The sequence below is a fragment of the Mycoplasmopsis fermentans PG18 genome (assembly GCF_000209735.1).
Taxonomy (GTDB): domain Bacteria; phylum Bacillota_I; class Bacilli_A; order Mycoplasmatales; family Metamycoplasmataceae; genus Mycoplasmopsis; species Mycoplasmopsis fermentans.
Genome location: NC_021002.1, coordinates 141,376 through 166,745 on the forward strand (window position 1 = coordinate 141,376; position 25,370 = coordinate 166,745).

At 26.1% G+C, this 25,370-nt stretch carries 22 protein-coding genes, 1 tRNA gene and 2 pseudogenes; 7 read left to right on the forward strand and 18 right to left on the reverse strand.

Annotated elements, in window-relative coordinates:
• Positions 1–12: 12 nt before the first annotated feature.
• The 7 genes from infB to MBIO_RS00785 all read right to left on the reverse strand — a co-directional run bounded on the left by infB (position 13) and on the right by MBIO_RS00785 (position 6,500).
• The gene (gene infB / locus MBIO_RS00755; RefSeq protein WP_013526632.1) at positions 13–1,818 is read right to left on the reverse strand and encodes a translation initiation factor IF-2; all 1,806 of its coding nucleotides are present in this window, start codon (positions 1,816–1,818) and stop codon (positions 13–15) included.
• Complete coding sequence (locus MBIO_RS00760; RefSeq protein ID WP_013526631.1) at positions 1,797–2,111, reverse strand: YlxR family protein; 315 nt, start codon at positions 2,109–2,111, stop codon at positions 1,797–1,799. Before MBIO_RS00760 ends, infB begins: the two co-directional genes overlap by 22 nt.
• Positions 2,092–3,708 (reverse strand): hypothetical protein, encoded by a 1,617-nt coding sequence (locus MBIO_RS00765; RefSeq protein WP_015510720.1) that lies wholly within the window; start codon positions 3,706–3,708, stop codon positions 2,092–2,094. Before MBIO_RS00765 ends, MBIO_RS00760 begins: the two co-directional genes overlap by 20 nt.
• A gap of 9 nt (positions 3,709–3,717) precedes the next feature.
• Entirely contained in the window at positions 3,718–4,152 is a 435-nt protein-coding gene (locus MBIO_RS00770; RefSeq protein ID WP_013526629.1) for a ribosome assembly cofactor RimP, read from the reverse strand.
• Positions 4,153–4,276: 124 nt separating this feature from the next.
• Positions 4,277–5,263, reverse strand: a complete 987-nt coding sequence (locus tag MBIO_RS00775) for a bifunctional oligoribonuclease/PAP phosphatase NrnA (protein ID WP_041594273.1) — start codon at positions 5,261–5,263, stop codon at positions 4,277–4,279.
• 8 nt (positions 5,264–5,271) lie between these two features.
• Positions 5,272–6,240: a bifunctional oligoribonuclease/PAP phosphatase NrnA gene (locus MBIO_RS00780; RefSeq protein ID WP_013354336.1), complete on the reverse strand. Its 969-nt coding sequence runs from the start codon at positions 6,238–6,240 to the stop codon at positions 5,272–5,274.
• 183 nt (positions 6,241–6,423) lie between these two features.
• Positions 6,424–6,500 (reverse strand) — tRNA-His (locus tag MBIO_RS00785).
• 62 nt (positions 6,501–6,562) lie between these two features.
• Between MBIO_RS00785 and mnmG the strand changes: the two genes are divergently transcribed.
• From mnmG to MBIO_RS00800, 3 genes are read left to right on the forward strand one after another with little or no spacing between them, the layout of a single operon-like run.
• Positions 6,563–8,416, forward strand: a complete 1,854-nt coding sequence (mnmG, locus tag MBIO_RS00790; protein WP_013526627.1) for a tRNA uridine-5-carboxymethylaminomethyl(34) synthesis enzyme MnmG — start codon at positions 6,563–6,565, stop codon at positions 8,414–8,416.
• On the forward strand, positions 8,409–8,855 hold the full coding sequence (locus MBIO_RS00795) for a 23S rRNA (pseudouridine(1915)-N(3))-methyltransferase RlmH (RefSeq protein ID WP_013354334.1): 447 nt from the start codon (positions 8,409–8,411) through the stop codon (positions 8,853–8,855). Before mnmG ends, MBIO_RS00795 begins: the two co-directional genes overlap by 8 nt.
• 34 nt (positions 8,856–8,889) lie before the next feature.
• Entirely contained in the window at positions 8,890–9,330 is a 441-nt protein-coding gene (locus MBIO_RS00800; RefSeq protein WP_013526626.1) for a hypothetical protein, read from the forward strand.
• 117 nt (positions 9,331–9,447) lie between these two features.
• Here the strand turns inward: MBIO_RS00800 and rplS are convergent, their stop codons facing one another.
• The 3 genes and pseudogenes from rplS to rpsP all read right to left on the reverse strand — a co-directional run.
• A complete protein-coding gene (gene rplS, locus MBIO_RS00805; protein ID WP_013354332.1) occupies positions 9,448–9,804 on the reverse strand; it encodes a 50S ribosomal protein L19 in 357 nt (118 codons plus the stop codon).
• The gene (gene trmD / locus MBIO_RS00810; protein ID WP_013354331.1) at positions 9,794–10,495 is read right to left on the reverse strand and encodes a tRNA (guanosine(37)-N1)-methyltransferase TrmD; all 702 of its coding nucleotides are present in this window, start codon (positions 10,493–10,495) and stop codon (positions 9,794–9,796) included. Before trmD ends, rplS begins: the two co-directional genes overlap by 11 nt.
• Before the next feature lie 172 nt (positions 10,496–10,667).
• Positions 10,668–10,955, reverse strand: a pseudogene (gene rpsP, locus MBIO_RS05255) (30S ribosomal protein S16); the annotation flags it as partial.
• 239 nt (positions 10,956–11,194) lie between these two features.
• On the opposite strand from rpsP, the gene MBIO_RS00820 reads away from it, so the two are divergent.
• Together MBIO_RS00820 and rbfA are read left to right on the forward strand one after the other, a co-directional pair.
• The gene (locus MBIO_RS00820; protein ID WP_013526624.1) at positions 11,195–12,061 is read left to right on the forward strand and encodes a MurR/RpiR family transcriptional regulator; all 867 of its coding nucleotides are present in this window, start codon (positions 11,195–11,197) and stop codon (positions 12,059–12,061) included.
• A 10-nt stretch (positions 12,062–12,071) separates the two neighbouring features.
• Positions 12,072–13,049: a 30S ribosome-binding factor RbfA gene (rbfA, locus tag MBIO_RS00825; protein WP_041594178.1), complete on the forward strand. Its 978-nt coding sequence runs from the start codon at positions 12,072–12,074 to the stop codon at positions 13,047–13,049.
• Between the two features lie 51 nt (positions 13,050–13,100).
• On the opposite strand, the gene MBIO_RS00830 is transcribed toward rbfA, so the two are convergent.
• The 8 genes from MBIO_RS00830 to MBIO_RS00860 all read right to left on the reverse strand — a co-directional run bounded on the left by MBIO_RS00830 (position 13,101) and on the right by MBIO_RS00860 (position 23,998).
• Positions 13,101–14,450, reverse strand: coding sequence for an ATP-binding protein (locus tag MBIO_RS00830; protein WP_041594179.1), 1,350 nt, complete (start codon positions 14,448–14,450; stop codon positions 13,101–13,103).
• 123 nt (positions 14,451–14,573) lie between these two features.
• Positions 14,574–14,804, reverse strand: coding sequence for a hypothetical protein (locus MBIO_RS00835; protein ID WP_013354325.1), 231 nt, complete (start codon positions 14,802–14,804; stop codon positions 14,574–14,576).
• Positions 14,797–15,864 (reverse strand): signal recognition particle-docking protein FtsY, encoded by a 1,068-nt coding sequence (gene ftsY, locus MBIO_RS00840; protein WP_015510731.1) that lies wholly within the window; start codon positions 15,862–15,864, stop codon positions 14,797–14,799. Before ftsY ends, MBIO_RS00835 begins: the two co-directional genes overlap by 8 nt.
• Before the next feature lie 86 nt (positions 15,865–15,950).
• On the reverse strand, positions 15,951–18,260 hold the full coding sequence (locus MBIO_RS00845; protein WP_013526620.1) for a hypothetical protein: 2,310 nt from the start codon (positions 18,258–18,260) through the stop codon (positions 15,951–15,953).
• Entirely contained in the window at positions 18,250–21,237 is a 2,988-nt protein-coding gene (locus MBIO_RS00850; RefSeq protein ID WP_015510733.1) for a hypothetical protein, read from the reverse strand. The genes MBIO_RS00845 and MBIO_RS00850 overlap by 11 nt, the downstream gene beginning before the upstream one ends.
• A gap of 45 nt (positions 21,238–21,282) precedes the next feature.
• Positions 21,283–21,570, reverse strand: a complete 288-nt coding sequence (locus MBIO_RS04965) for a hypothetical protein (protein ID WP_015510734.1) — start codon at positions 21,568–21,570, stop codon at positions 21,283–21,285.
• 36 nt (positions 21,571–21,606) lie between these two features.
• Positions 21,607–22,575 carry a hypothetical protein gene (locus MBIO_RS04940; RefSeq protein ID WP_193763638.1) on the reverse strand — a complete coding sequence of 323 codons (969 nt, stop codon included), beginning with the start codon at positions 22,573–22,575 and terminating at the stop codon, positions 21,607–21,609.
• Positions 22,576–23,296: 721 nt separating this feature from the next.
• Positions 23,297–23,998 (reverse strand): ATP-binding cassette domain-containing protein, encoded by a 702-nt coding sequence (locus MBIO_RS00860; RefSeq protein ID WP_013526616.1) that lies wholly within the window; start codon positions 23,996–23,998, stop codon positions 23,297–23,299.
• A gap of 213 nt (positions 23,999–24,211) precedes the next feature.
• Here MBIO_RS00860 and MBIO_RS00865 point away from each other — a divergent pair.
• Both MBIO_RS00865 and MBIO_RS00870 read left to right on the forward strand, forming a co-directional pair.
• Positions 24,212–24,850: pseudogene (locus tag MBIO_RS00865) on the forward strand (IS30-like element IS1630 family transposase); the annotation flags it as partial.
• Positions 24,851–24,954: 104 nt separating this feature from the next.
• Positions 24,955–25,263 carry a hypothetical protein gene (locus MBIO_RS00870; protein WP_258408917.1) on the forward strand — a complete coding sequence of 103 codons (309 nt, stop codon included), beginning with the start codon at positions 24,955–24,957 and terminating at the stop codon, positions 25,261–25,263.
• Positions 25,264–25,370 lie beyond the last annotated feature (107 nt).

Below are 25,370 nucleotides of genomic sequence, written 5' to 3' on the forward strand. Positions count from 1 at the left end.
TTTTTTATAGTCTTATAAAGATACTGGAACATCTTCAAAGAATTCTAAAATATCATCTTCCTTGATATCATCAAACTTCTTAATGTGAGTACCAAAATCTTTACCTTTCTCAACTTCTTTTGAATCATTTAATTCACGTTTAAGTGTTTCAATTACACCATCATGAATCATTTTTCTGCCTCTAAAAACTTTAACTTTACAATTAGCTTTTACAACGCCTTCATCCATCATACATCCAGCAATTGCTCCAACTTTTGAATAGAAGAAAACTTTGATAATATGAGCTGATCCGATTTTCTTTTCTTCATAAACAACTGCTTTTTGACCCTTAAGGTGAGCTTCCATATCTTCAATAATTTTGTAAATAACAGAATAATTAACAATTGTAATTCCCGAATGTTTTGCACTTTGCTTAATAGCTGCAGATGGCTTAACATTGAAAGTTATAATCCTTGCATCTGAGGCTTGAGCTAATAATAAGTCAGCATTTGTTATTTGTCCCGCTTGAGCGCCAATAACTTTAATCATTGCTTCATCATTACACATGCCATCTATTTTGCCTTTGATAGCTTCAGCTGTTCCTTGAACATCTGATCTAATGATTACATTAAATACCTTTTTGCCAATTTCAATTTCTGAAGTTTGGCTCTTGTCATATAAAGCTCTGTTCTTATCGATTTGAGCTTTTTCTTCAGCTAATTTTTTAGCAAATTTTTCATCTTGAAAACCAATAAATCTATCACCTGCAAGTGGTGAATTATTTAATCCAGTAACAACAACTGGTGTTCCAGGGTGAGCATGTTCCATTTGTTTTCCAGTAGCATCTTTTAATGAACGCACACGCCCATAACTTGAGCCAGCTACAATAAAGTCTCCTTTATATAAGCTACCGTTTTCAACAATTAAAGTTGAAACAACACCAACACCTTTATCTATTTTACTTTCAATAACAGTACCAACTGGATATCTTGAACGGTTGGCTTTTAAATCCAATAATTGAGCAAGTAAACTAATTGCTTCAAATAAATCTTCAATACCTTGACCTTTTAAAGCAGAACCAGTTACCATTTGAACGTCACCACCATATTCTTCAACAATAACGTTGCATTCAGCTAATTCTCTTTTAATTCTTTCAAGATCCTTATTTGGTTTATCTATTTTATTTACAAAAACAACGATAGGAACATCAGCTGCTTTTGCGTGGTCAATAGCTTCTCTAGTTTGTGGCATAACACCATCATCAGCAGCTACTACTAAAATAATAATGTCTGTAATTTTAGCTCCACGTGAACGCATTTCAGTAAATGCTTCATGTCCAGGAGTGTCAATAAATGTAATTTTGTTGCCTTTGTAAACTACTTGGTAAGCACCAGTATGTTGAGTAATACCACTACTTTCAGTTTCAGCAACTTTAGTTTTTCTAATAAAGTCAATTAATGTAGTTTTTCCGTGATCAACATGACCCATAACTGTAATAATTGGAGGTCTTTTTACTAATGATTTTTCATCATCTTCAAATTTAACTGCATGCAAAAAATTTGCAGCATCAATGTTTTGTTCTTTTCTAAAGTCAAGTCCTCTTTCCATACATACTTCAGCAATTTCTTCTTCATCAAGTACGTAGTTAATTTGATAAAGCTTTCCTTTCATCAAAAATCACTTGATCAAATCATTGGCATTCATACCAATTTTTTGTGCAAATTCTCCTAATGGCATTTTGTTTGTAAAAATGAAAACACCATTCTTAACTTCAGTTTTAATATCTGAAAGTTGGTTCTTGACTTCATCAACGTTACTTATTCTGTTCTTTCTAGGCATTTTGCGTCCTCCAATTCTTTTTCTATTTTGTCATATACTTCACGATCAACAGCAGTTCTAAAAGCACGATTAAGTCCTTTATGCTTTTTTAAGTTTTCTCAATTCTCTCTTGTAGGTATAAAGTAACAACCTCGTCCCTTTTTGACTCTATTAATATCTAGTGTAATTATATTGTTTTTTTTATCAAAATCAAATCTAACCAATTCTTCAACTGGTTTTATAAGACCTGTGATGATGCACTTCCGAGTAAAATTGGAATTAATTTTTGTTAAATTATTTGTTTTCTTCTTCATCAAAATCAATGTCACTTAAATCAAAATCGTCAATTCCAAAATTCTTTAAATCATCATCAACAACAAAGTCTTTTGCGACTTCTTTAGCTTTTTTATAGTCAGATGCGGAAATTTTGTTATCTTGAGCAACTGGTTTTGTTACTTCAACATTTTTAATGTTTTCTACTTCATTTTCAACTGCATATTCGCTTTCAATTTTCTTAACTAATTCTTCGAAGTTTGAGTCATCTTCTTGTAATGAATCCAATCTGTCTTGTTCATGTAATTCGAAAGCAGCAATATCTTGATCAAAGTTTGAAACATCGATTGAATCAAATGATTGAGCAAAAATGTTGTTAGCAGGTTTCTTATTAAATCTTCTATTATTGTTAGATTTTTGATATCTAATTTTAGGTCCTTCTTTTTTAATGGTTGCACTAATAGTAGGAACTAATGTTTCATCAAAAATTATTCCTTGAGCTTTAGCATCAGTTATTGAAATAATATCTAATTTAACTTTTGTTAAACTTGAAGCTAAATAAGCATTAACCCCTCTTTTACCAATAGCAGGTGTTAAGTGTTCAGGAACAACAATAACTAAATATTTGTTTTCTCTTTCATCTTTTAAAATAACATCAACAGCTTGAATTGGACTAATTGAGTTAGCAACATATTTTTTGATATCTTCATCATATAGAATAACATCAATTTTTTCACCATCTAATTTTTGACTTAATAAATCAATTCTTGATCCATTTTCACCAATAATTGAACCTCTAACATCAATATCAGGATTTGCGCCTTCTGCTAATTTAACTGCAACTTTAACTCTTTCTCCTGGTTGACGAACTACATCAACAACTTCAATTAAACCCTCAGCAATTTCTGGAATATTGTTTTGTAAAATATTTCAAACAATTTTAGGTGAGTCTAATGAAACTTCAATTTGACTCAATTTTGTTTCTTCTGAAACTTTTTCAATAACAACATCAAAATATTGACCTGGGTTTGCTTTTCTTTTTGTACTAATTAATCCTGCTGGTAAATATGCATTAACATTACTGTTCACTATTTGAACATTTCATGAACCATTTGAATTTTTTGAATTCAATACAACTTTAACAGTTTGTCCAATTTTGCTTGAGTATTGTTCAAAAACCATTTTCTTTTGAAGAGTTTTAATAGCTTGTGCAATTGATGAGTTGATAATTTTTAATGATTTTTTAGCTTCAGGATTTTTGCTTTTGTCTAATACTCCTAAGTCAATTTCTCATTTAATTTCATCATCTTCTTTAACTTTAGGCATTCTTACTTTTGCTTCTTTATATCCAACAAAACTTATTTGATTTTCAAGATCAAGCAATAATTCTTCATCTTTAGTTACACATGTTTTGTTGTTAAAAATGTGAACTTCTTGTTTTTCTTTGTCTAATTCAAAAACTATTTCAGCATTTGGATCTAAGATTTTGTTAATAATTCGTGTAGTTTCTTCTGAAAAAATTTTGATAACTTCTTCAATATGAAGTTTTTCTTTTTCAAAATAACCTATCAAAATTTGATATCAAGCTTTACTTGCATTAAAAGTTTCTTGTGCTTCTGTTTTACTTTTTCTTGGCATTTTTTCTCCTTAATTAAACTTTATATATTTTTCTACTTTTACTATGTTATTTTTGTCGATAAATACTTTTCTAAATTGGCCTTTGTTGTTTCAACTTATTTGAATTTTGCCTTCTAAAACTTCTAATAATTTACCATTAAATTTGTCTTGTTTTTCAATACTTTTATTTAATTTTATAGTTAACATTTCTCCAATGTGTTTTCCTAATTCATCTGTTTTATAGGTTAATTCGACACCTGGAGAATGTATTGATAATGAATCAATATCCAAAGATGGATAATTAGAATCTATAAATTCATTAAGTTGTTTTGATATTTCTTCAACCTTATTTAAGTCATGATAATTGACACTAATGTCTAACAATTTTAAGTCATCTTCTTCAATAATTTTTGCTTCTAAAATTTGACTTCCAAATTGTTTTTCAAGTATTTCTTTTCAATTCATGAAACCTCCAACAAAAATAACAAAGAGTTGCAAGTTGCAACTCTGTAATATTCACTTGATGGTTTTATTATATCACAAGATTTTTAAGTCAACAAAAAAACTTGCACTCGTGCAAGTCTTAAAATTATTTTTCTTGGTTGTCGTTGCCTTCTCTTTCTCAACGTTCAACTTCCGCATTACAGTCTTTAATAACTGCATCTAAATCTTTTCAGCTTTTAATAACAGCTCCTGAGGCTCTTTCGTGGCCGCCGCCGCCTCATTTAACTGCAACATTTCTAACACAAGGACCACTTGATCTAAATTCAATTCTAACATTGCCATTTTCTTCTTCATTGAATTGAACCCAAAATGGATAACCAATAATATTCCCAATTGTATTTACTCTAACAACTTGATTTGGTTTTTTGCCTAAAGCTTTTGTTGTTTTTAAATCAATAGTTGTATAAGCAACTTTACCAACTGTTTTTAAATTATTTAACAATGTTTGATTAATTTTTAAATCGTCTAAAGGTGTAGCTGCTAGACCTAGGAATATTTTGTCAGCCTCTAAACCTTGTTCATATAAATATGAAGCTAAAAGGTGAGTGCGGGCATTTGTATCACCATATCTAAAGCTTCCTGAATCAGTAACAATACCTGTGAAAATGCAATTAGCAGCCCTTTTTGTTACTTTTCATTTGTTTGTATAAGCTAAGTCAGCTACCATTTCAGTTGCTGCAATTCTATCTGATTCAACTCATCTGGTACATTTATCTAAGTCATCACCATTTGGATGATGATCAATTCTAAGTGTTTCAGCAAATAAGTTTTTATCTAAAATTTCTCGACATTGAATTCTTTCTTTACCATTTGCATCCGGAATAATGCCTAAAGATTTTTTAAGTACATTATCTGAAGGACATTTATCATATTTAAGATTTAAAAATGGAAACATACCTTCATTATCGCCAACTGTGTAAACTTTCTTTTCTGGAAAATTAGCTCTAATTAATTCTGCTAAACCAGCTTGTGATCCTAAGCAGTCACCATCTGGTCTAATGTGATGAAAAATAACTATTGAGTCATATTTTTTAATTAATTTTGTTGCTTCTTTTAAGCTACCAATTTTCATGTGTCCCATTATTTTGCCTCTCATTCTTTAATGCAGTCATTTAATTCTTTTAATACTACTGGTACTTCATCTCAAGAATTAATTGAGCAACCTGCAGCATTATCATGACCGCCACCATTGTGCAATCTAGCAACATTATTAACTAATGGACCATTTGAACGAAGTCTACATCTAACTGTGCCATCAGCAAGCTGAATAAAGAATGCTCAACAAGAATTGTCATCAATGTTTGCTAATTCATTAACAAATATTGCGGCTTCTAAATCATTCATGCCATATTTATCCATAATTTCTTTTGTTACTTCAAAATATAGAACTCTGCCCGATTGTTTGAATCCTGAAAGAATTTCGCCTGTATATTTAATATCTCTTGAACTTCTTTTGTTTAATTCTCTTAAGATTCATTGAGAATCTAAACCACCTTTTTCAATTAAGTGAGCTACTAATTTATATGTTCTAGCAGAAGTATCTGGATATAAGAATCTACCTGAGTCTGTGTTTATTCCTAAATAAATATGTTCGGCAGCTTTTTTAGTGATTTCTCATTTTGCACTTTTAGCTAACATAGCCACCATTTCAGCCGCAGCTACATAGTGTTCATCGATCCATAAATAATCATATTCGATATCTGAACCATTTGGATGGTGATCAATTCTTAAAGCAGCTGTACATTTTTTTTCTACTAATAAATGTCCATCTTGAATCCGATCACTACTTGAAGCATCAACTACAATACCTAATGAATTTTTAAAATCAACCGTTTCAATTGGGTCATAGTGGTAACTCATAAAATCAAAAGTATGAACATTATCTCCAACTGTAAAAACTTTTTTCTTTGGATAATTCTTTTTTATTAATTCTGCTAAACCAGCTTGTGATCCTAAGCAGTCACCATCTGGTCTAATGTGATGAAAAATAATAATATTCTTATATTTTTCGATTGCTTGTAATGCAACTTTATAATTTCCTATTTTCATATTTTTCTCCTTAAGTTTGATATTTAATTATATTGAATTATTTAAATTTTTAAATTTAATTAATAAAATATTTTTGACCGTGTTTTGACTAATAACTCTGTTTTATAGCTAAATTAGTAAAATAAGCAGCATTTTAATTATTTAAAATTTATGAAAAAAATATGAAAAAAGGAATAAAAAAAATGGGGCGGATGAAGGGATTCGAACCCTCGAATGACGGGACCACAACCCGCTGTGTTAGACCACTTCACCACATCCGCCATTAAAATTGCTTTATTATTATAATATATTTTTTTAAAAAATAAACTAAAATATAAGAACTATGAATAAGAAAAGTAATAATGTACATAAATATGATGCTGTTGTTATAGGTGGAGGGCACGCTGGTTTAGAAGCTGCTTTTGCCTTAGCACACAAAAATCATAAAACTGTTTTGATATCTTTAAATAAGGAACGTTTAGGTATGATGCCATGTAATCCTTCAATTGGTGGACCAGCCAAAGGAATCATAACTAGAGAAATAGATGCCTTAGGCGGAATGCAAGGACTTTGGGCTGATTTAAGCATGATCCAATTGAAAATGCTTAATCAATCAAAAGGTCCTGCAGTTAGAGCACTTAGAGCTCAAATTGACAAAGAAAAATACATGAAGATAGCTTTAGAATACGTGTTAAAAGAACCTAACTTAGATCTTATTGAAGATATAGCTGAAGAAATATTAGTAAATAGTAAAAAAGAATTTAAAGGAATTAAACTAGCTAATGGCGATATAGTTGAAGCTGAGGTCTGTGTTGTAACTACTGGAACATATATGGACAGTAGAATTCTTAGAGGAGATGTTATTAAAATCAGTGGACCTGATAATGAAAAAACTACACCTAAATTAAGTGCTTCATTAAAAGAACATGGTTTTATAATTCAAAGACTTAAAACTGGAACACCTCCAAGAATCTTTTCAGATTCAATTGACTACTCGCAAGTAGAACAAGAAGTATTAAGTGATACTAACTTATCATTTTCATCTAGATCAAATGTAAAATTACCTCGTCAAATTGCTTGTTACTTAACTTATACAACTCCTGAAACTCACAAAATAATAGAAGAAAATTTAACTAAAAGTGCTATGTATGGAGGAATAATCAAAGGTATTGGCCCTCGTTATTGTCCTTCAGTTGAAGACAAAATTGTTAAGTTTCCTTCAAAAGAAAGACATCAAATTTTCTTCGAACCTGAAACTGCTGATGGTTCAATTACTTATGTTAATGGGCTCTCTACTTCAATGCCAGTTGAAGTCCAAGAACTAATGATTAGAAGTATTCCTGGTCTTCAAAAATGTAAGATTCAAAAGTATGCTTATGCTATTGAATATGATGCAATTGATCCTTTGCAATTAAAACCTACTTTAGAAACTAAAATCATTAAAAATTTTTATACTGCAGGTCAAATTAATGGAACTAGTGGTTACGAAGAGGCTGCTGCTCAAGGTTTAATTGCAGGTATTAATGCAGCCTTAAACTTAGAAAAAAAAGATGGTATAGTTATTTTAAGAAACCATGCTTATATAGGAGTTTTAATTGATGATTTGGTTACTAAAGGAACTAAAGAACCTTATAGAATGCTAACTTCAAGAGCTGAATATAGATTACTTTTAAGAAATGATAATGCTGATATTCGTTTAGCCGAATATGGCTATAAAATAGGCTTAATTGACAAACATCAATATCAAAAGGTTATTAAAAAATATGAATTAATTGACCAAGAAATTCAAAGACTTCATACTACTTATCTTTCTTCAAAAGATCCTGTGGCTATAAAATATGGAATCACAACAGGTATCTCATTATTACAAACTTTAGCTCGTCCTGCAGTTGATCCTTATGATATCATTCCTGATTTTCCATACCTAGAAGAATTAACAACAATGGTTAGACTTCATGGTTATATTGAAAAACAAAAAAGTGATGCTAATAAAGCTGTAAGACTAGAAAATTACAAAATACCAGAAGACTTGGACTACAACAAAATTAATAATATTGCTACAGAAGCTAAACAAAAATTAATCAAAGTTAAACCAACAACAATCGGCCAAGCAAGTAGAATCAGTGGCATTAATCCAGCTGATATTCAAATGCTTATGTTTTATTTAGAAACTACAAGAAAAAAGAATAATGCATAAGATTAAAATAATTGCAGTTGGTTCACTTAGTCCAGAATTTAAAGTTTTATTTAATCAATATGCTAAAAACATAAGTCATTTTGCTGAATTAAATGTTGTTGAAGTAAAAGAATTGAGTGAGGAAAAAAATATCGAAGTCAAGAAAGACAAGGAAACAAAATTAATTAATTCTTATGTTGATAATAATAGTTTTGTTATTTATGCTTCATTAAAAGGAAAAAGTTTAGATTCAGTTGAATTAAGCGAAATAGTTAATAACAATGTTAATTTAACCTTTATAATTGGCGGCAGTGATGGAGTTAATGAAGAATTAATTAAATGCAATATGAAAATTAATTCTTCAAAATTAACTTGGCCACATCAATTGTTTAGAGTTATGTTAGCTGAACAAATCTATCGTTCATTTATGATCATTAATAATAAAAAGTATCATAAATAATTACAAAAAACATTATTTAATAAAGAAAGGACATATGTCTGAAAAAGGAAAAAAATTTAAAAAGAAACGTACAGGAATGATAATTGCTAGTTTAATATTTCTTTTTATAAGTATTGGATTAGCTGGAGCATTATTTCCAATAATTCATATAGTTGTTACAACTAAAAATTCAATTGGTTCAATAATAGCCATTATCATATCAGCTGTTTTTTTCATAATAACAATTTGATTTATTAATTTTAGTATTGGAACTAATTATAAAGTTGTTAACTATAAAGATAAAACTATTGAAGTATTGGTTGGAGTTTCATATATTGAACTTTTAGTTGATGGTAAAACTGTAGATAAATTAAATGTTTTTAAGAAAAGAAATGCTTCATTAAGTCATAATTTAGATGGCGACCTAATTCATGTTAGAATTGATGGCTGAGTTTTTTATCAAGTAAATATAAAAATAAATAATGAATTGTTATAAACATCAATATTATTTGTGTTAAAGGCACAAATTTTATTTTGCTTTTTTTACTAAAAAGCTTATAAAACAGCAAAAAAAGTAGCCTTCTGAGCTACTTGATTATTAATAAAAGTTAAATTATTTTGTACGTTTAATTTCCTTAAGACGAGCACTTTTACCACTTCTGTTTTTCATGTAGTAAAGTTTTGCACGACGTACTTTATTTGAACGAACAACTTCAATTGAAGCGATCATAGGTGAGTGTAATGGAAATGTTCTATTAACACCTATACCAAAAGAAATTTTTCTAACTGTAAATGTTTCACGTGTACCTGATTCTTTTTTGCTAATAACTAAACCTTCAAAAATTTGGATACGTTCTTTTTCACCTTCACGAATACGAACGTGAACTTTAACATTATCTCCAACTCTGAATTCTGGGAAGTCTGTACGTAATTGGTTTGATTCTACTAATTCGATTAATTTATTTCTCATTTTTAATCCTTTCGATTATATCTGGACGATTTTTCTTTGTCTTTTTTAATTGAGCTTCTTTTTTCCATTTTTCAATTTCTGCATGATTTCCATTAACTAAAACTTCAGGCACTATTAAAGCTTCTTTTTTAGCTTTGCTCTTGTACACTCTTGGTCTAGTGTATTGAGGATAATCTAACAAACCTTCATTTTGAAATGAATCATTAGCATAACTTTCTTCTCTTATTACGCCAGGAACTAATCTTATGATACTGTCTGCCATTACCATTGAAGGTAATTCGCCTCCGGTTAAAACATAATCACCAATTGAAATTTCTTCATCAACAAGGTCTACTATTCTTTCATCAAAGCCTTCATAGCGACCAGAAATAAAAGTTATTTCTTTTTTCTTAGCTAATTCATTAGCAATTTGTTGATCAAATTTCTTTCCTTGAGGAGTTACAAGAATTTTGTAACCTCCTCTTTCTTTAAGAGAATCAAGTGCTAAATCAATAGGTTCTATTTGCAGGAGCATTCCATGACCTCCACCAAAAATTTCATCATCAACTTTGTGATGTTTATCTTTGCTGAAAAGTCTAAAATCAACTACATTAATTTCAATCAATTTCTTTTCAATAGCTTTTGAAATAATTGATTCTTCTACAAATGGTTTGTAGTAATTTGAAAAAAGAGTTAAAAAATTTATTTTCATAATCTAGATATAACTATTTTTTTGTAGTTTTACGAACAGTTTTAGCTGAAGGTTTAGCAGCAGCTTTTGTAGTTTTAGTTGTTGCTGCTTTTGTTGCAACTTTTTTGTCAGCAACTACTTTTTTAGGAGCAGTTGATTTTGAAGCAGGTTTTGTAGCTGGTTTAGCTGCAAGTTTTTTAACTTCTTGTGCTTTTGTAGCTTCTTTGTGTGCGTTGTTCATGAATTTAACATTTAATTTGTGTTGTCTAAATAAATTGAAAACGGTTTGAGTTAATTGAGCACCATTGTCAATTCATCTTTGTGTTGCTTCTTCATTTAAAACAAATTCCTTTGAGTGTGGATTATATTGGCCTAATGCTTCAATATATTTCCCATCTCTAGGAGCGTGTGAGTCAGCAGCCACAATTTTGTAGCAAGCATTAAATTTGCTTCCTAATCTCTTTAATCTAATTTTAACCATTGTGGTTTTTCTCCTTATTTTTCTTTTTATCAATAACTTAACTTGCTGTCAAGTGCAAATACTTGACACCCAAGCTTATTGCTTTATTATTTTAATATAAAATATAAAAATACAAAACAAAAAAATAAAATGTTTTAGATACTATCAAAACTAATAAATGTAAGCATAATTAAAAAATAAATTTTTTATTATAACCACGCTTAATATAAGTTTTAAAAAAATTTAATATAATTACAATTATGAAAAATAATGACAAAAGAATAATAAGCCGTCCATTAATGGATGATACAGTTGAATTAACTAAAAGTGAAAAAAGAATTCGAGATTTTATTAATAATTTTGAAGGTAATTATTTTAACTTTTCACAAAATAAGTTAGCTAAAAATACTGAATCAAGTGATGCGGGAGTTTCTAGATTTATTCGTAAATATGGTTTTAAAGACTATCGCACTTTTATTGCTTCAATAAATAACAAATTAACAGAATTTGAAAAAACTTATCCTACTATTTGAAATGACAATGAAGTAGATAATGACTATAAATTTATTGCAGCCAGTCATAGATATGCAATAGATAATGTTTATGATGAAGATCTATTAAAAGATATTAACAAAGCAGCTGAAATAATTAATAAATCAAAAAACATTTATATTCACGGTTGTGGTTCAAGTCAAAGAATATCAATGAATTTAGTTTCTAATTTATTAAAAATTGGTAAACCTGTTATAGCTCATAGTGACTTTCATATTTTCTTTCCATCCTTAGCTCATGTTACTGAAAATGATGTTGTAATTGTTTACTCAAATAATTTACAAACAATGGAAGCTCACTTTGTTATCGAGCAAGCTAAAAAACAAAAAGCGCCAATTATTGTTTTAACTTCTAGCCAAGAAGAAGATAAATTAATTGCAGTTAAATTAAGATATCACAAAATTCAAAGTTCAACTATGTTAGTTCCTTCAAGTTCAAAAATAGCTCAAATGTTAATTACCGATTTATTATTTGAAGCTGTTTTAGAGCATAATAAGGAAAATACAAGTAAACTTAAAAAAGCAAGAATACTTATTAAAAATTGATCATTAATAGATAAAGCTCATAGCGAATAAAGGAGATATTATGCCTAAAAGTATAAACACATTAAGAAGAGAATCACAAATTAGAACATTATTAGCAGAAATAATAACAAATGATTTAACAAATACAAATATTATTAATCCTACATTGGTTGATTGCGAATTATCAGGTGATTTATCACATGTAAAAATCTATATGTCATTTAGCGAAAATGAAAAGAGAGGATTAGAAGCTTTACAAAATGCTTCTGGATACATTAGAACAATTTTGGCTAAAAGTTTAAATTGAAGAAAAGTTCCAGAATTACATTTTTACATTGATGAAGTAAGCAAAAAATGTTTATCAATTGATAGAATTCTTTATGACATTAAAGATGAGAAAAATTTTGAAGCTAATAACAAAATTTCTTACAATGAACACTTAACAAATTTTGGTAACAGTAAAATTTTTGAATTAGATAAATATGAACCTCAAATAGTTTTGCATACCTTAAATAAAAAGAATGAATTAATGAAAATAAGTTATTTAAAAAATGAACAAAATGAAAAATCATCTAAAGCTTGGTATGTTTTAACAACAAACAATTCATCTTATGGTCTTTTTGGCTTAAAAAACTATAAAACAGATGTTTTGGAAAAAAATTGTTTTAAAAAAATAAATTTAAAAAATAGATCTTTTATTAATTTTAATAATGACTTTGTACACTCTGCTTATACTTCAGACGATGAATTAAGATTATTAGAAATATCAGTTAATACTAAAAAAACTGAAGTAAAAAATTTTAAAGATTTAAATAAAATTAACAATGAAAATTCATCTACATCAATGAATAGATATTATAAGGAAGATTGTATTGTTTTTTACAATAAAAAAACTAGAATTACATTATTTAATGATAATAAAGAATATATCGTAAAAAGAAAATGTTTAGTTTTTGATTGCATCAGTGAAACGCTTTATAGAGCAAATAAAGGCGATGAACTAAACTTTCATAAAATGTTAATAATTGAAAAAAGATAAAAAAGAGCGATTTCTCACCCTCAATTAAATTGGAAACCTTAAATGGCTTTTTTATTTTCTTTTTAAAGCTAAATCTTTTAAAAAATCTCTTAGCATAAAAATACAAAAGTATGGAAAGGTATAAATATTATTTTTAAATCCGATGTTGCTGTTAGCAAATTTAATTCCATATTTAACATTTTTATTTTTGAATAATTCTAAAAAGTTTTTAAGACTTGTTGCTTTTTTATTATTAGATTTAATTTCTAAAGGGACTATATAATCAATATCTCTAACTATAAAATTAATTTCAATAGTGCTTTTTGGATTCTTTCAATAGAAAAGATCATATTCTTGTTTTTTTAATGATTCAGCTACTATGTTTTCATAAATAGCGCCTTTATAAGTATTTAAATTTTTTTTAATTCTTAAATCATCTTGTGTTTCTTTATCTAAAGAAGCTATTAATAAAGAAGTGTCATGGTGATAAATTTTAAATTGGTTTGAATCATAATTAGCTAAAAATGGAAATTCTACATTATTTAATAAGTATGAAATATTAATTAAGCCACTATCTTTTAATCATTCCATTGTTGAAAAATAATCTCTAAACCTTGCATTATGTTCAACTTTTGAAAACATAAATCTTTTGTTTTCTTTACCTAAAAATGGAGAAATACTTTCATAAACTTTTAAAATTTTGTATCTATCCAAACTTTCTGCATATTTACCAATGTCTTGCTTATAAACTTCAAGTAATTCTTTTTGTTGATTTAAAATATTTGAAAAATTTTTTTGCTTTATGAAATTTTTAACAATCTCTGGCATTCCTCCAACAATAATATAGTCATTAAATTTTTCAAATAACACTTTTAATTCATTTTCGCTGAAAGGTTTAAGTTCTTTCATATTGTTAAAAATTTGCTTTATTTGTTTTTCATTATATCCATTTGCTCATAAGAATTCTTCAAAATCTAAAGATTGCATTGTATATTCATTTTTGTATCCAGCACTATTGCTGGTAATGTATTGATATTGAATACCTAATAAAGATCCTGAACATATAACATCAAATTTTTTATCTAACGCGAAAAATTTTAGACATGTTGAAGCATCCGGATATGCTTGTATTTCATCTAAAATTATTATTGTTTTATTCTTTACAAATTGAAAATTTGGATTTACAAAACTAAGCTCTTTAACAATTGTCTCAACATCAAAGCCTTTTTGAAAACAACCTTGATATCTTAAATCACTTATAAAGTTTATATAAACAACATTTTCATAATTATTTTTTGCAAAATCTAAAATAGATGTCGTTTTGCCAATTTGACGAGCTCCTTTTATAATAAGAGGTTTTCGTTCTTTATTTAATTTTCAATCTTGTAAAAATTTATCAATTTTTCTTTTTAATAAAGCCATATTTGCCTCATGTTTATTATATATAAAAAATGTGTTTTTTCACACAATTCCATATTTTTTTTGGTAAAATTTCACACAATTCCATATTTTATAATAAAAAAATACCAGTTTTATGGTATTAATTTATTGCATTTTTGCTTCAATATCTAGTAATTTTTTAATTGCTTTATTCACACTATCATAAGCTCCAGAACGGGTGGTTGCTGTAATGTTGGCAACTTCAGAATAAGAAAGATCTTCAATGAAATATAATTGAAAAGCTTGTTTTTGTGTTTGAGTTAAAAATGAATTAAATTTATCAAATAGTTCTAATAAGTGCTCTCTATTTTCTATATCTTTAATATCTTTATTCATTTACAATTAAGTCCTTTGTCATTTCATAAATGAAGTTATCTAAATCAAATTCTTGAAGATCATCTAGCCCTTCGCCAAGTCCAATATATTTAACATTCAAATCAAATTCGTCTTTAATTAAAAGTACAATTCCACCTTTAGAAGTTCCATCCATTTTAGTTAATATAATTCCAGTTGGAGCCGCAACTTCTTTAAAACTTCTAGCTTGGCTAACTCCATTTTGACCAGTTGTTGCATCTAAAACTAATAAGCATTCATGTGGCGCTTTATCTTGAAATCTAGCAATAATGCCATACATTTTTTCAAGTTCTTTCATCAAGTTGACTTTATTTTGTAATCTACCAGCTGTATCTATTAATAATAAGTCATATTTTTCATTTTGTGCTTTTTCAAGAGCTTCATAAACTACTGATGAAGGATCAACTCCTTCTTTAACAGGTTTAACAATAGGAGCGCCTACTCTTTCTGCTCACACACCTAATTGATCTACTGCACCAGCTCTAAAAGTATCGCCTGCAGCAATTAAAACTTTTTTTCCTTCTTTTATATATTTATAGGCTATTTTAGCAATTGAAGTTGTTTTACCACTACCATTAACTCCAACAAAAATAAAGATATTTAATCTCCCGTCTTGATAATTTAAAGTTGTATCAACAATACTTTTGTTTGTATAAACAACAAACATTTGATCAGCAACTAATTCACCTATATCTTTAGTATCTTTTAAACCTCTAGCTCTAACTTCGTTTTTAATGTGTGTGATAATTGCATAAACTAATTTAGCATTAATATCACTCATGATTAAAATCTCTTCGAGTTCATCGAAGAATTCTTCATTTATTTCTTTATGTTTATTTTGAAGGTTGAAAATTTGTTTACCTAGAGAAGAAGATTTAGAGAGACCTGTAGCATATTTATCAAGCTTCTTTGAAGTTATTAATTCTAATTGTGCTTTTTCTTCTAATTCTTTTTGCTTAGCAACAACTTTTTCTGCTTTCTTTTCTTCTTTTTTCTTTTTTCAACCAAAAAGTTTTTCTTTTAAATATCCAAAAAATCCCATAGTGTTTTAATTTTATATTATTTTGGTTATTTTAAAAACAAAGTGTTATATACTGTATATAAAAATAAGATGTTGCCATCTTAAATTTATATTAATTTTGATCTTGTTATTATGTAATCTTTTAAAAATGAAATTGCATCATTATAACTCAGGAATGAAAACTCATTGCCTTCAAATTTCAATACAAACACATTGAAAATGTCATTGTTAATTATTTCTACTACACCTTTATTATCATATGCAACTAAATCTTCTTTATACCCTAATTGATTACTAAGTAAATATCTCAAATTCCCATCAAGTATTTCCTTTGTTGGAAATTCTTCATTATTTTCTAAGGTATATGAAGATAAACGATAAATATATGCAGGGTGTCAATTTTCGTCAAAATAAAGAGCTATGTTATTTTCATAATCATCTTTAGAATAAAAAGTTGGAAACTCAAGTAGTATGTTAGAAGGTATTGAATATCTTTTTGATAAGATGTCAACATTATTATTTGAATAGAAAGAAAATAATTCAATGTTTTTATCATTAATAAGTAAGGGCAAATTATTTTCAAAAAAGCTATTATTTAATTTGTTTTTATTCTTATGTTCTTCAATAATTTCTTTTAAAAGTTTTTGTTTGTCTTCGGGTTCAGAAGCACTTGGAAATGATTTAGAAGAAATTATTTTGTTTAAAAATTCTATACATGTTTTTCTTTGAAAAATCAAATTTGAAATATTAGAATTTTTATTTTTTTCATATAAAGAACAATTTCGGTTGTTGGCAGTTAAAATTTGACTTTTATCATCATTTATTAATCCAATATTTCCTGTAATTGCATAAAATTTATCATAAATATATTTGTTATTTAATTTAATATCATTTATTTTTGAAAAACTAAAATCAAATTCTTCTCATATTTTATTCAAATTAATTGGTTTATAATCATCTCAATCTATTTTGTCTAAATCAATTTTTTTTGAATAGTCATTACCATTTATTATCAAATTTTTATTCATATAACTATCAAAAGTTATGACATTATAATTTTTTATTTGATTTAAACATTCATCATTTTTAAGAATATATTCTATATATTTTTTATAAACTGTAACAATTTGCTCTTTTTCTTCAATTGATAACGAATCAAAATTATTATTTGAAATTTGATAAGTAGAAAAGAAATTGTTAATGTCAATGTTGTTTAATTCTTCAAATGTGCTCTTTTGGTCATAATAAGCCTTAATTCTTGGCCCAAATGAATTAACTGGTCTTGAATAATAGTGCTCTTTTTCATATCCAACAAATGTTTTGACTTTTAATTTTTTATGAATCGTATAATTTGCATCAATTAATCAAATAGTGCCTACATACGGTTTATTCATCGCTATATCATTGAAAATTAATTCGACATTTTCTGTATCAAATAAATTTAATATGTTGGCTTTTACAATCCAAGTTCAATCTTCAAATCTTCCTTTTTCGTGGTCATAATAATTTTCAACATTTTTTGAAGTTGCATCTCAAAAACCGTTATGATTTTTCATTCCATTTTTATAAAATTTGTAAAATTCATTTAAATTGAATGTTCTGCGCAATTTATTGCCATCATAAACATTTCATTTATTATTTTTTACATTTACTTTAAAACCTAAATCCTTTTCATTGTAGTCATAAGACTTTTCATCATTGAGATCTAAACCAAATTTTATTTCTACTTTAAACTTCATTAACTTTTCAAGAATTTTTTTACTAATAGAATTCATTGTTTCATAATTAAGTAAATTATTATAAATTACATTATTGTTGTTATCAAAAATAGGATAAAACACATTGTTATCTTTATTATATTTATCTTTTAGCAATTCTAATGAATCTTGCCAATTCATAGCATTATATTTTTTCCCATTATTAGAATAATAAACATATTTATTAAAACCGTTTTTAAGTTGAGTTTTTATATACTGTTTTACTTTTTCTTCTGAATCAAATTCTTTATTGGCAAAAAGATATTTTTTAATATATGAGCTTTCTTCTCTAAACGATTCTATTACTTCATCAACTGAATAAACCGTTTTTTGGAATTTATTTTGATAAACTTTTTTAAGTTTATTTGGGTCGAAATTATAAAAAATAGTAGAATCTAGAATTTTATTTGAACTATTGTTTTTCTTTTTGCCTATTACTAATTTGTTTTCAACTTTTATTTTATTACTATTTATTAAATTAGACATAAATGATTCAATATCAGTATATTGGTATTTTTGTCCTTCTAAATTAATTTCATATTTGCTTGCGTTTTTTAAATTATTGTTTTGCATATAATAATTCATAGAGGCTGAATTATTGCATGATGGAATCAAAACAACTGTTGGAATTAAAGATAAAAATAATTTTTTAATTTTCATTTTCGCCTCTTTTATTATTCTTTTTGTATCAAGATACTGCTTCATTCAATGTACAGAACTCTTTATTCATAAATATAATTTTGGTTCTTTTGGTTAAATTATATAATTCCATTTTTGGGTTAATAATAACATTGATAAAATAATTTCTCGCTTTGTCTAAATTTGTAAAGAAGTATTTATTGTTTTTATAATCAAAATAATAAAGTGTTTTTGTTTGCAACAATTCCATATCTTGATAATTTGAATTATTAAAAAATGATATATTTGAAACTTCTTTTGTTCTTATATTCAATGAATTTAAAAATGGAATAAATTTGTTTCTATTATTTTTTAACAAATCGCTTTGAATATTAAAGTTTCCTATTTCTGAATATAAAAAGCAATTTTTTAATGGATCTTCATTATAAATATTTGCTAGTATTTTTTTGTCTTCAAAAGCTTTTTTTGTTGGATCAAATTGATCAATAGGAAATAGCTTGTCGGTGTAACCATCTTCTGTTTCTATTGGTTTTTTTGAATAATAAATAGGATTCAAAATGTCGATCGCTTGTTTAATTGAATTTAAAATGTCTTTTATATCGTCTGTTTCTTTTGCTAAGCTAAATGGTGTGCCGTTTTTATAATTAACTAATGACGAAAATCAAGAATCTTCATGTTCACCAAAATTTGCTTCAATTATATTAAACCCATCATTTTTAGCTCAAGAATTATATTTTCTTAAAAATTTTGGGTTATTATAATCATTAAATGAAATTTTTTGTTCTAATTGTTTGTCTCATGAGTAAATAATTTTTATGTTCTTTTCAGCTTCATCTTTTTCTAATAAGTTGTTTATAATTTTGTTGTTTCCTTTTAAATAGTAATTTACAACATCTCTTTTTAATAAATCTATATCAACAAAGTTATATTTTTTACCATTGAAGTAATAAAAACTTTCAGTATAACCGTCCATTATTTTTACAGGTGGTAATATTTTAGCATGTTGTATTCCAGACTCAACATTTATTCAATGAAATAAACCAACATAACGCAATCCACCATTCCATATATAATCGACATTACCTTTATCTCCTGCATTGACAACGTATTTATAGTTAAATTGGCTAAATTCACCAAATAATGCTTTGTAAAATTTAACATAAAAGTTAGACAATAAACCACCAAAAGCAGAAACTGGACCTCCGACAACATTTAAAGCTATTTCTAATGCTGCTGCTTTTGCATCTATTATTGAATGAATATATTTTGTAGTTTCTACTAAAAGATTAACTTTGCTTGACCAACTACCTTTTTTAACTATATTATCTATTTCTATGAAAGCATATAATAAATATTTAGCAAATGATTTTTTTTCTACTGGCAACAAATCTTTTTTCATTTGTTCATATTTTTGATGAATAGTGATAAATTTTCTACATATAAAAGTAAATAAATTTTCATTTTGAAGCTTTTCATTATTATAATAGTTTAATAATCAAAAACTTTTATCTTTGTTTAATAAATCTTCATTATTTAGAAGAATATCTTTTACTAATTCATTCACATTATCAAAGTTGTTTTTTACTGTCGACATTAACTTTTCTAAAAATCATTCTTGTAAGCTGTTGTTAGTATCATATGATTGTTTAGTAAATTTGTCATAATTTTTTGAAAAAACTGGTTTTTTAAATCGCTTTAAACTATAAATTTCAAAATAATGTTCATAATTATCATATATTGCATATTCAGGAAAAATGAGAGATTCTGGATCATAATCTTCACTTGAAAATCTATATACTGCATTAAATATGCCACTTGCAATTACATCCAAAAAATTGCATGCTATTTTATATTTCAATAATTTAGCAATCAATATATTTGAATCTGAATTTAAGTCAAATTCCCCGTTTGTTATATCTCAAATTTTTGATATATTTACTTGATTATCTGAGTTTTCTGATTCACTAATTCCTTCATGAATGAAATATTTTGGTAATAATGATGCAAAAATTTTGCTAATGTCATTTATGATCATTTTAAAATATGTTTTATATTCATCAACCACTTTTTGATTTGCTTTATATTCTATAATTTTGTTAAACCCGCAACATATAATATATAAAACTAGAAAGAAAATTAGATTCTTTCCTTTTGCTAAAAGATCATATTTGTTATATAAATAATCGTATAGGTTAGTGCCTTCAAAACAAAAGTTTTTGGTACATTTTTTGAAATTGTTTAAATGATCTTTTTCAACATTTATTGTTATAGGTGTAAATGGTGTAATTTCAACATTTTTCTTTATGTTTTCATTAAAATACACAATTTTGAAAAGTGATGTGACAATACTGTTCATCTTTTGTATTTTTAATCAATTAAATATTTCTTCTTTAGAATGATTATTTGTTGAACTTCATTTAGTTGTATCAGTTATTTCTTCAATATTTTCAAAAGGAGTCTCTAAAATTCTTGGCCCATACAAAGTAAATTCATCATCTTTGGAATTGTCTACATAATATTTGTTATATCCTTTATTAGAATTAATTCTAGTGATTTTACTCTTAATAAATTCAGAGTTTGATATTCTATCAAATATATAATCTTCAACCGCTTTTAAGTGAGGATTATTTTCTTCATCATAATAGATTACATATTTCTTTGCAACATTTTTAATGTAATCTTCAATTCTGCTTTTTTTGTCTGCATCTTTAAGGTCTTCTTTTTTAAAACTTGTAATTTGTCCGCTTGGACTTTTGAAAAATTCTGTAATAGTTGCGTTAGGTGAATTAAAATTCAATTTGCTTTTTATTTCATTTAATACTTCTATCAAAAAATCTTTATTATTTACTGATTTATTTAAAATGAAATTGTAAAGTTCCTCTTTACTGTTTGCATAAATATTGCCTAATTTGTAAACTTGATTTATATTAAAATATGAATCTCTTGCTTTTTCTAATGAAGTAAAAACTTTCCCGTTTCGTCCTAAAAATATCGGCATTTTTTCGTTACTTGTTGACTTGCTAAAATCAAAATATGAAAGCTCTTAATTGGACATAAATTGTGGATTATTTTTATTTATATCATCAAATTTTTTTGAGTTTTTTAAAAATTTCAAATCAACAGATTTTATATTATTTTTAACAAAATTTTCTAATTGTATGTGGTTGTCAAAAACTTTGTTTACATTTTGACTAATATATCTTGTTTCCTTAATATTTGTGTCTCTTGTTATAGAGTGTTTCTCAACATATTCATTATCACTTAAAACTTTTTCTTGCTCTTGTTCTTTAGAACCACAAGATGATGCGACAACAAATGATGCCCCCATCATTATTGTTGAAATAGATAGTAAATTAATTTTTAATTTCTATTCATGTTTTCTCCTTTTAAAAGTAAATATTATTGGCAAAATGCTGAGTGTTAAAATAACAAATGTTATTAAAAATAAGTTTATCAGGTCATATGTCAAATTATTTAGTTTTATTATTTTTGTATTGTCATAAAAGTTTTTGGGATTTACGTTTTCTTCAAATTTAAACGCTTGATAATTTCCTAAATTAGATACAAGTTCATTCATTTTATCAATTGTTTGTTTAATAATGAACAAATGATTTGAAGAACTATAAACAAGATTTTTTCATTTTTCTTTTGAATCTATTTCAGGAAAATATAAATTGAATTTAGTAATTGTTGTTGTTATTGAATTTTCAAGTTCACTTTGTGCATATTTATTAAAATCAATAATAACTTTATCACCAACAAAATTCACCATTTTTTCGCTAATAAAATTTAAATCTGAATCAGTTATTTTACTATTTGAATCTAAGTATTTTATTAAATTATTATCTTTAACAATATAAAATTCAGCCATGTTAATTGTGGTGTTAAATTTTGTTTGATTTGATCTGTATAAATGATTTAAAAAATCAAAGAAATTAATTTTGAACATACTGTTTAAATTTGACTTTAATTTTGCAGCATTTCATAAATTATCATTTCAGTCTCTTTGCAAGTATTGAAAATTAAAATCATCTTTGCCAAGTAAATGCATTACTAAATTGTATTCATTTCCAGTAAAGTTGTTTTTTATTCATATATTAGATTTTATTTTTTTAAGTAATTTATCTAAATTAACTCCACCTGATTCAAAATATTTTTTTAATTTGCTATATAAATAATTAGCCAATTCATTTGTACTCATTTTTATAAAAAACTCACCATCGTTATGATAAATTCTAAATTTATCTTTGTCAAATTTTTTATTATTTTTTAGAATAGACAAATTGAATGTTGAGAATATATAATTTTTTGTATCTGAATTATTTTTATAAGTCAAGAAATTCTCATCAAAGTACTTATTTATAGTATTTTTGGGTAAAAAATATATAGATGAAATTAAGTTCAAATTATATTTACTTTTAATCTCATCATCTGATAAAAAGTAATACTTGTCACCAGAAACTATTATATCCTTGTTTATTTCTACCTTTTTATTTGCTCGCGCTTCTATTGTTTTTGATGATAAAGACACAACAGTAAAAAAAGGTAATATACAAGTTGCAATGACGAGAGACTTTTTATAAGATTTTGTTATAAATATAAAACTTGCAAAAACTAAAATAATAAAAATGATTATCAATAAATTACTTAGAAAATAGCCTATAAAATAAAGTAGAAAACTTTTTATATTCGTGTCTCTATATAAATGCAATGAACTTATTGCAAAAGACTTTAATAATGAAAATGCGGATAATAAAATAAATGAATATATTGACCAAGCTAAAACAATTTTAGGTTTATTAAAATATCTACAATTTAATGTGTTTTCATATATCGATTTTTGGTTTGATACAAATGTTAAATGCAGAATAAATAATGTTGACACACAAACTATAATAAAATCCAATAGAAAAATCATTCAAAAATAATTATAAAAAAGATAATTATCAAATAAGAACAAAGAACAAAATATAAAACTGATTATAAAAGAAAGTGATAAACCAATATATACTCATTTGTTTTTCTTATTAAACTTAAAAGTTAGAGATAGTATTTTTTTAGTCATAACCACCTCTCTTAAAATTATCAAAAATAATTTTTAAATTTTTTGCTGATTTTACTTTTTCACTTAGAACGATAGTTTTGTTATGCAAAATTGTTATTCTATCTATATCTTGCAATTCTTCAGATATTAAGTGAGATGATGCGAAAATTGAAGTTCCTTCTTTTTTTAACATATTCAAAAGTTTAAATAATTCATTTCTTGAATAAGGATCTAGATTAGCTTCTGGTTCATCTAAGAATAAATATTTTGGTTTTACTAATTTAGATATTAATAGCATTAATTTTCTTTTTTCTCCAGAAGATAATTTTTTAGGAAGATAGTCCTTTCTTTCATCTAAATGGAATTCTTTTAATGTTTCATTTATAAATAATTCATTTGTTTCTAATTCAAAAATTTCATTCACATAAAATTTAATTAAATCAATAACTTTTAAATGATTTGGAAATCTAATATCTGTTGGAACAAACAAATAATTATTAGTTTTATTTGATTTGTAAATATCTACATTATCTTTTAAAATTTTTCCAGAAAATTCTGAATCTAATCCACAAATTATTCCTAAAGTAACTGTTTTTCCAGCACCATTTTTGCCCAAAAAAACATGCAATTCATTTTCATGAATATTGAAATTTAAGTTGTTTAAAATCAATCGATTTTTTTTATCTTTTTTTGATAAATTAACTATTTTTATCATAAATGTAATTATATATAAAAATCTTTCAATAAGAAACCAAAACATTTTAGTTAGATCTCGGTGTTAATTCCAAAAGTGAGACCCCTAGGTTTTAGAGATCTCACTGCTACATTGTAATCTGAAACTTTACACATTTTAGATAAAATCTATAATGGGTGAAGTTTTTTTATAAAAAAAATCACCCAAAGAGTATTTGGCGACTGTCATGAAGAAATGCAAAAAAAATTATCATGAAATGAACGCACTGTTCTTGAATACTTACTTTGAGCAACTAATTATAGTATAACAAAAATAGCAAAAATATTAGGTTATTCAAGAACAACTATTAATAATGAAATAAAAAATAATTCTACTTTTTGGGGTTATTTTGCTTTAGATGCAATTGAAAAAACAATTACAAGAGAAAAGTGAAAAAATCATTTTAAATTTTTAAACAATTTAAATAAATATAAAGAATTTTCTTCTTTATTTAAAAAAGAATATGATGGCAAATTGTGAACTGTCAAATTAACAATTGAAAAAATAAAAAATCTTTATCCTAATATTGATGTTCCTTCTTTTAAAACAGTCTACAATTGAATAAAAAGTGGTTATTGAATTTTGAACTGAAAAGGTTTATTAAGAAAAGTCTACAAAAAAGGTGGAAAAAGAGAGAAACAAAGCGCTGCTAGAAGATTGGTTGGCGCACGTTATGTAAGACCTTTTTGATCTAGACCAGCAAACATAAACGAAAGAAAAGAATTCGGCCATTGGGAAATAGACCTTATTATAGGCAAGAGTAAAGGCACACATTGTCATTTACTTAGTTTTACCGAAAGAGTCTCTAGATATGGGTTTTTGGTAAAAATTCCTGGTGCTGTAAACTAATTGTGGGAATGAATTTAAATGAGAGAACAAGCATAAAGCTTGTTTTTTTCTTCTTTCTATCAAACTAAATATAGAAAGGAGGTGAAATTATGTCTTATACAGGAAATTTTGATACTTTTTCAACATTCTTTCAAAACTATGGATTAAATTATGACAAGTTAGAATCAGAAAAAAAACAAATAATAATTAATAAAAAATTATTACCAGAGAAAACGGCAAATTCTAAAATTTCTGAAACTAAAACTGAATCTTTGTTCAAAAAGATTAGTTCAAAATCTTTATTTGAAAAAATGTGAAAGAGTAAAAAGTATTTAAATTTTGCTGATAAGGCATTGATTTTTTTATCTACTCTATTCAAAATGAAAATACAATATCAAAAAGAATTTTTGATGAATTAGTATNCATGAATTCAAGGTATGTTTTATGTTATATTTTTTTGAATATCAGGAGCTAGAAGAAATTGTAGAATAACAGATAATGAATATGGTTTGCTAGAGTCATTATT